Consider the following 5,986-nt stretch of genomic DNA (forward strand, 5'->3'; position numbering starts at 1 on the left):
CCCGTGACCGCCCCCCTGGCACCCATGACCTTCTACTCCCTCCCCCCCGGCCCGGGGGGGGGGGGCGCGCGCGCGCCCCCCCCCCCCCCGGCCCGGCCGGCTCGGCTCACGCGTCCACCAGGCGGCAGGGAACCGTGGGTACGGGTACACGGGAGTACAGGTACACGGGGGTACGGGTACACGGGGGTACGGGTACACGGGGGTACGAGTACGCCCCCGGGTGTCGGCCGGGGGCGTACTCGTGGAAACGACCGTTCCGGAAACTGGTCCGGACACCGCTCCGCGCTAGATGAACGAGTTGATCTCGATCGTCTCGGTGCGGCCCGGTCCGACGCCGATCGCGGAGATCGGGGCGCCCGACATCTCCTCCAGCGCCTTCACGTAGGCCTGCGCGTTCTTCGGGAGATCACCGAAGGTCTTCGCCTTGGTGATGTCCTCCGACCAGCCGGGCAGGGTCTCGTAGATCGGCTTCGCGTGGTGGAAGTCGGTCTGGGAGTACGGGAGTTCCTCGACGCGCTTGCCGTCGATCTCGTACGCCACGCAGACCGGGATCTCCTCCCAGCCGGTCAGGACGTCCAGCTTGGTGAGGAAGAAGTCGGTCAGACCGTTCACGCGGGTCGCGTAGCGGGCGATGACCGCGTCGAACCAGCCGCAGCGCCGGTCGCGGCCGGTCGTCACGCCACGCTCGTGGCCGATGCGCCGCAGCGCCTCGCCGTCCGCGTCGAACAGCTCGGTCGGGAACGGACCCGAGCCGACCCGGGTCGTGTACGCCTTGAGGATGCCGATGACCCGGCTGATCTTGGTCGGGCCGACACCGGCGCCCGTGCAGGCGCCGCCCGCGGTCGGGTTCGACGAGGTCACGAACGGATACGTGCCGTGGTCGATGTCCAGGAGCGTGCCCTGGCCGCCCTCGAAGAGCACGACCTTGTCCTGCTCCAGCGCCTGGTTGAGAATCAGGACGGTGTCCGCGACGTACGGCTTGAGCCGGTCCGCGTAGCCCAGCAGCTCCTCGACGACCTGGCTCGCCTCGATGGCGCGGCGGTTGTAGAGCTTGGTGAGGAGCTGGTTCTTGACCTCCAGCGCCGCTTCGACCTTCTGGGTGAGGATCGACTCGTCGTAGAGGTCCTGGATGCGGATACCCACGCGGTTGATCTTGTCCGCGTATGTCGGACCGATCCCGCGCCCGGTGGTGCCGATCTTCCGCTTTCCGAGGAAGCGTTCCGTCACCTTGTCGACAGTGACGTTGTAAGGCGTGATGATGTGAGCGTTTCCGCTGATCAGCAGCTTGGAAGTGTCGACGCCGCGCTCGTTCAGTCCGTTCAGCTCGGAGAACAGGACGGACGGGTCGACGACGACTCCGTTGCCGATCACCGGAGTGCACTCCGGCGTGAGGATTCCGGAAGGGAGGAGGTGGAGGGCGTATTTCTGATCGCCCACGACTACCGTATGGCCGGCGTTGTTACCGCCTTGGTAGCGCACCACATAATCCACGGAACCACCGAGCAGATCGGTGGCCTTTCCCTTGCCTTCGTCACCCCACTGAGCACCGAGCAGCACAAGTGCGGGCACAGGCGTACACCCCTTCCGGGCGGGGCATGTCCAAGGTCGGGGACGTACGCCACCGTGGCTACGGCTGCGCACACCGGCGACCACCATTGGCCGCGACCGTCGGACCGGATGCCCCGGAATAGACGAAGCCCCTGGCGCAAAGGCGCAAGGGGCTCTTGCAGAAAGATGCTACCCGAGGAAGCGAGGCAGGACCGAGGTGGCGGCTTCCGACCAGCTCCTGGTGGTCATCGACCCCGTCGCCCGACGAACCGACGGCGAGTCCGTCCGGATCGCGAAAGACGTGCTCAGCGCGGGTGCGGCGACAAAGGTGTGCCTCCCGGAAGGGCCCGAGGAATTCGCTCGGGCGCTGATCCGCCGGGGCGCGCGCCGACCCGTCGTCATCGGTGACGACGGGTCCCTGCTGCGGGCGGTGTCGCTGTTGCACCGGCGGCGGGAACTCGCCGCGTGCGGGCTGTCCTTCGTGCCCGTGGGCGGCGCGGTGTCGCTGTCCCGTTCGCTCGGGGTGCCGATGGGTGCCGTGGCGGCGGCCAGGGCGGTCCTCGACGGGGCCGAACGGCGGCTCGACCTGCTCGTGGACGACAGCGACGGCGTGGTGCTCGGCGCGCTGCGCATCCCCTCGCCGCCCTCCCGGCTGCTGGCGCCGGTGCCCGCGGGAGCACCCGGGGAGGAGGCAGGCGGGCATCCGTGGCTGCGCACCTGCCAGTCCCTCGTACGGACCTTCGCCTCCCGGCCGTCCCGGCTCGCCTCCGTGTCCACGACGGGGCCCTCCCGGCTGCGGATCGAGGTCGACGGGGTGTGCGTGGTGGACCTGGACCAGCCCGTGGAAGCCGTGTCCGTGACGCCGGGGGGCTCGGGGTCCGGTGCCGAGATCGAGGTGCGCGCGGTGTCCGTGGCGGCCGGATCCTCGCCCCTGCGGCTGCTGGGCCACAAGGTCACCGTCTCCGGCGCGGACTTCCGCTACGGCGCGGACTCCGTGGTGAGCGGCCCGGTCCGGACCCGCACCTGGACGGTACGGGAGTCGGCCTGGGGCCTGACCCTGCCGGCGGCACCCTGAAACGGGGCCGTTCCCCTCGTCAGCCGCCCTGGCCGAACAGCGTCTCGCGGTGGGCGCGCCAGCGTTCCATCATCGCGGCGACCTCACCGTCGATGAACTCGAAGAACGCGAGGGTCTCGGAGAGCCGCCGCCCGGCGGGGGTCGTGGAACCGAGGGAGTCGACACCGGCGCGCAGGGCCAGTTCCCAGCGCTTGAGCACCGCGTCACGGTTGGTCAGCGCCTCGTACCACTGGTTGCTGTGCACGCGGTACCGCTCGCGCCGCGAGCCGGGTTCGCGCTCGCGCGAGACCATGTGCTGCTGCGCGAGGTAGCGCACCGCGCCGGAGACGGCGGCGGGGCTGACCTGGAGCTGTTCGCCGAGTTCGGCGGAGGTCATGGCGCCGGAGTCGGAGGCCAGCAGCGCGGCGAAGACGCGGGCGGGCATCCGCTGCATCCCGGCCTCGACGAGCTGGGCCGCGAAGCCCTCGACGAACCGTGAGACCGCCTCCGGGTCCCGCTCCGCCGCACTCGGTTCCGCCATCTCCCGATCATCTCCCCTGCTCACGCGTCGCTGTCGAGTGTATCCAGTATTTATACGTTTCCTTAACTTCACAAATTTCTGAAAGAAGCGTACGTTCGGGCCATGACGAAGGCAATCAGCGTCGCCGGACTGCACAAGTCGTTCGGCAGGACGCACGCACTGGACGGTCTGGACCTGGAGGTCGAGGCCGGTGAGGTGCACGGCTTCCTCGGCCCCAACGGCTCCGGGAAGTCCACCACCATCCGGGTCCTGCTCGGCCTGCTGCGCGCCGACTCGGGCACGGCGCGCATGCTGGACCTGGACCCCTGGGCGGACGCGGTGGAGCTGCACCGCCGGGTGGCCTACGTCCCCGGCGACGTCACCCTGTGGCGCAACCTCTCCGGCGGCGAGGTCATCGACCTCTACGGGCGGCTGCACGGCGGAGGCCGTTCCCGGCGCGGCGGACAGGGCGGCGGACGGACCGGCGGCCTCGACCCGGCGCGGCGCGCCGAACTGATCGAGCGCTTCGAACTCGACCCCACCAAGAAGGGGCGCACCTACTCGAAGGGCAACCGTCAGAAGGTCGCCCTCGTCGCCGCCTTCGCCTCGGACGTCGACGTGCTCATCCTGGACGAGCCGACCTCGGGCCTCGACCCGCTGATGGAAGAGGTCTTCCAGACGTGCGTCCGGGAGGAACGCGACCGCGGCCGCACGATCCTGCTGTCCTCGCACATCCTGAGCGAGGTCGAGGAACTCTGCGACCGCGTCAGCATCATCCGCGCGGGCCGGACCGTCGAGAGCGGCTCCCTCACCGACCTGCGCCACCTCACCCGCACCAGCGTCACCGCCGAACTCACCGGCCCGCCGAACGGACTGGCGGAGCTTCCCGGGGTCCACGAGCTCGACGTCCAGGACACCGGGCTCGGGCACGACGGGTCCGGATACCGGGTCCGCTTCCAGGCCGACGGCGGCCGGCTGAACGCCGTCCTGCGCTCGCTGACCGACTCCGGCGTACGGTCCCTGACCTCGACCCCGCCGACCCTGGAGGAGCTGTTCCTGCGGCACTACCAGGACGACGCGCGGACGGACGGATCCGACGTACGGACCGACGGATCCGACGTACGGACGGACGGATCCGAAGGGGCGGTGGCCCGATGACCGCCACGACCGCGGGCACCTTCGCCGCACGCGTCGGCGGCTCCCGCCCCCTGGCCGGCACCGGGACCCTGCTGCGCTTCGCGCTGCGCCGCGACCGCGTGATGATGCCGCTGTGGATCGGCGTGACCGCGCTGATGGTGCTGTCCCTGCCGGCCTCGCTGGAGAGCGTCTACAGCACCCCGGCCGAACGCGCCGCCCTGGGGCGCCAGATGCTGGCCAGCAACTCGCTGCGCGCCACCTACGGACCGGTGTTCGGCGACTCGCTCGGCGGGCTCACCGCCTGGCGCATCGGCGTCTACGCCGGGGTCCTCGCCGCCGTCATGAGCCTGGTCGTCGTCGTACGGCACACCCGGGACGAGGAGGAGAGCGGGCGCCAGGAACTCGTCTCCGCCGCGATGGTCGGGCGCCGGGCCCCGCTGACCGCCGCCCTGCTCGCGGCACTCGTCGCCAACGGCGTCCTCGCCCTCCTCGTCGCGGTCGGCCTCGCCGGACAGGGCGCCGCCGGGGCCCTGGCGCTGGGGCTCGCGATCGGCGCGACCGGGATGGTCTTCGCGACCATGGCCGCGATCGCCGCTCAGCTGACGGAGAGCGGGCGGCTCGCGAAGGGACTGACGGGCGGGCTGATCGGCGCCGCCTTCGTCCTCAGGGCGGCGGGCGACTCCGCGACCGACGACGGCTCGTCGGTACTGACCTGGATGTCACCGCTGGGCTGGCTGGAGAACGTCCGCGCCTTCGCGGGCGAACGCTGGTGGGTCCTGCCGCTGTTCGCCACGGCCGTCGCCGCGCAGGGCGCCGCCGCCTACGCGCTCGCCGGGCGGCGCGACCTGGGCATGAGCTTCCTGCCCACCCGGCCGGGACCCGCGACCGGCCGTCTCGGCACGGCCGGGGCGCTGGCCTGGCGGCTGCAGCGCGGCGCGGTGCTCGGCTGGAGCCTCGGCTTCCTCGCGGCGGGCGCCGCGTTCGGCGGCATCACGAAGGGGGCCGCGGACCTGGTCGGCGAGAACGCCAAGACGCGCGAGATCATCGAGCGGATGGGCGGGCAGGCCGGGATCACCGACGCGTTCCTCGCCGCCATGGTGAACATGCTGGGCATGGTCGCCGCCCTCTACATCGTCGCCTCCGTGCTGCGGCCGCACGGCGAGGAGACCTCCCAGCGCGCCGAACCGCTGCTCGCCGCCGCCGTCGGCCGGCTGCGCTGGGCCGGCGGACACCTCGTCCTCGCCTTCGGCGGCACGGTCCTCATCATGCTGGTCGGCGGACTCGGGCTCGCCCTCGGCTACGGCGCCGAGTCCGGCGCGATCCTCGGCGCCTGTCTGGTCCAGGTCCCGGCGGTCTGGACCCTGGGCGGCCTCGCCGTCCTGCTGTACGGCCTCTCGCCCCGGGTCGCCCCCGGCGCCTGGGCCGCGGCGGGCCTCGCCCTCGTGCTCGGCTGGATCGGCCCCGCTCTGAAGATCCCGCAGGCCGTCATGGACCTCTCGCCCTTCGGCCACCTGCCGAAGCTGCCGGGCGGCGCGATGGCCTGGACACCGGTCCTCGTCCTCACCGCGATCGCGGCGGCCCTGACGGCGGCGGGCCTGGCGTGCCTGCGCCGCCGCGACCTGGCGACGTGAGAGGCCCGGCGGCGCGACCAGCCGGGGGCACGGTTGCGCCGCCCGACGGGGGCGGTGAGCCCGACGGGAGCGGGCAAACCCGCGGGGGCGGGGTGG

At 72.0% G+C, this 5,986-nt stretch carries 5 protein-coding genes; 3 read left to right on the plus strand and 2 right to left on the minus strand.

Annotation, left to right across the window (positions count from 1 at the left end; all coding sequences use genetic code 11):
- Positions 1-285: 285 nt before the first annotated feature.
- On the minus strand, positions 286-1,569 hold the full coding sequence (locus ACFXGX_RS22465) for an adenylosuccinate synthase (RefSeq protein ID WP_355759307.1): 1,284 nt from the start codon (positions 1,567-1,569) through the stop codon (positions 286-288).
- A 196-nt stretch (positions 1,570-1,765) separates the two neighbouring features.
- Between ACFXGX_RS22465 and ACFXGX_RS22470 the strand changes: the two genes are divergently transcribed.
- On the plus strand, positions 1,766-2,623 hold the full coding sequence (locus tag ACFXGX_RS22470; RefSeq protein ID WP_384794030.1) for a diacylglycerol kinase family protein: 858 nt from the start codon (positions 1,766-1,768) through the stop codon (positions 2,621-2,623).
- 19 nt (positions 2,624-2,642) lie between these two features.
- Here the strand turns inward: ACFXGX_RS22470 and ACFXGX_RS22475 are convergent, their stop codons facing one another.
- Complete coding sequence (locus ACFXGX_RS22475; protein ID WP_384794033.1) at positions 2,643-3,143, minus strand: GbsR/MarR family transcriptional regulator; 501 nt, start codon at positions 3,141-3,143, stop codon at positions 2,643-2,645.
- 102 nt (positions 3,144-3,245) lie between these two features.
- Between ACFXGX_RS22475 and ACFXGX_RS22480 the strand changes: the two genes are divergently transcribed.
- Positions 3,246-4,280 (plus strand): ATP-binding cassette domain-containing protein, encoded by a 1,035-nt coding sequence (locus tag ACFXGX_RS22480; protein WP_384794036.1) that lies wholly within the window; start codon positions 3,246-3,248, stop codon positions 4,278-4,280.
- A complete protein-coding gene (locus tag ACFXGX_RS22485; RefSeq protein ID WP_384794039.1) occupies positions 4,277-5,890 on the plus strand; it encodes an ABC transporter permease in 1,614 nt (537 codons plus the stop codon). Before ACFXGX_RS22480 ends, ACFXGX_RS22485 begins: the two co-directional genes overlap by 4 nt.
- The last annotated feature ends 96 nt before the right edge of the window (positions 5,891-5,986 follow it).

The sequence above is a fragment of the Streptomyces sp. NPDC059371 genome (assembly GCF_042751995.1).
In the GTDB taxonomy this organism is placed as follows: Bacteria; Actinomycetota; Actinomycetes; order Streptomycetales; family Streptomycetaceae; genus Streptomyces.

Bases quoted from the DNA above. Each gene is read 5' to 3' on its own strand.
- ACFXGX_RS22480 (WP_384794036.1), top strand. From the start codon at position 3,246: ATGACGAAGGCAATCAGCGTCGCCGGACTGCACAAGTCGTTCGGCAGG.
- ACFXGX_RS22485 (WP_384794039.1), top strand. From the start codon at position 4,277: ATGACCGCCACGACCGCGGGCACCTTCGCCGCACGCGTCGGCGGCTCC.
- ACFXGX_RS22475 (WP_384794033.1), bottom strand. From the start codon at position 3,143: ATGGCGGAACCGAGTGCGGCGGAGCGGGACCCGGAGGCGGTCTCACGG.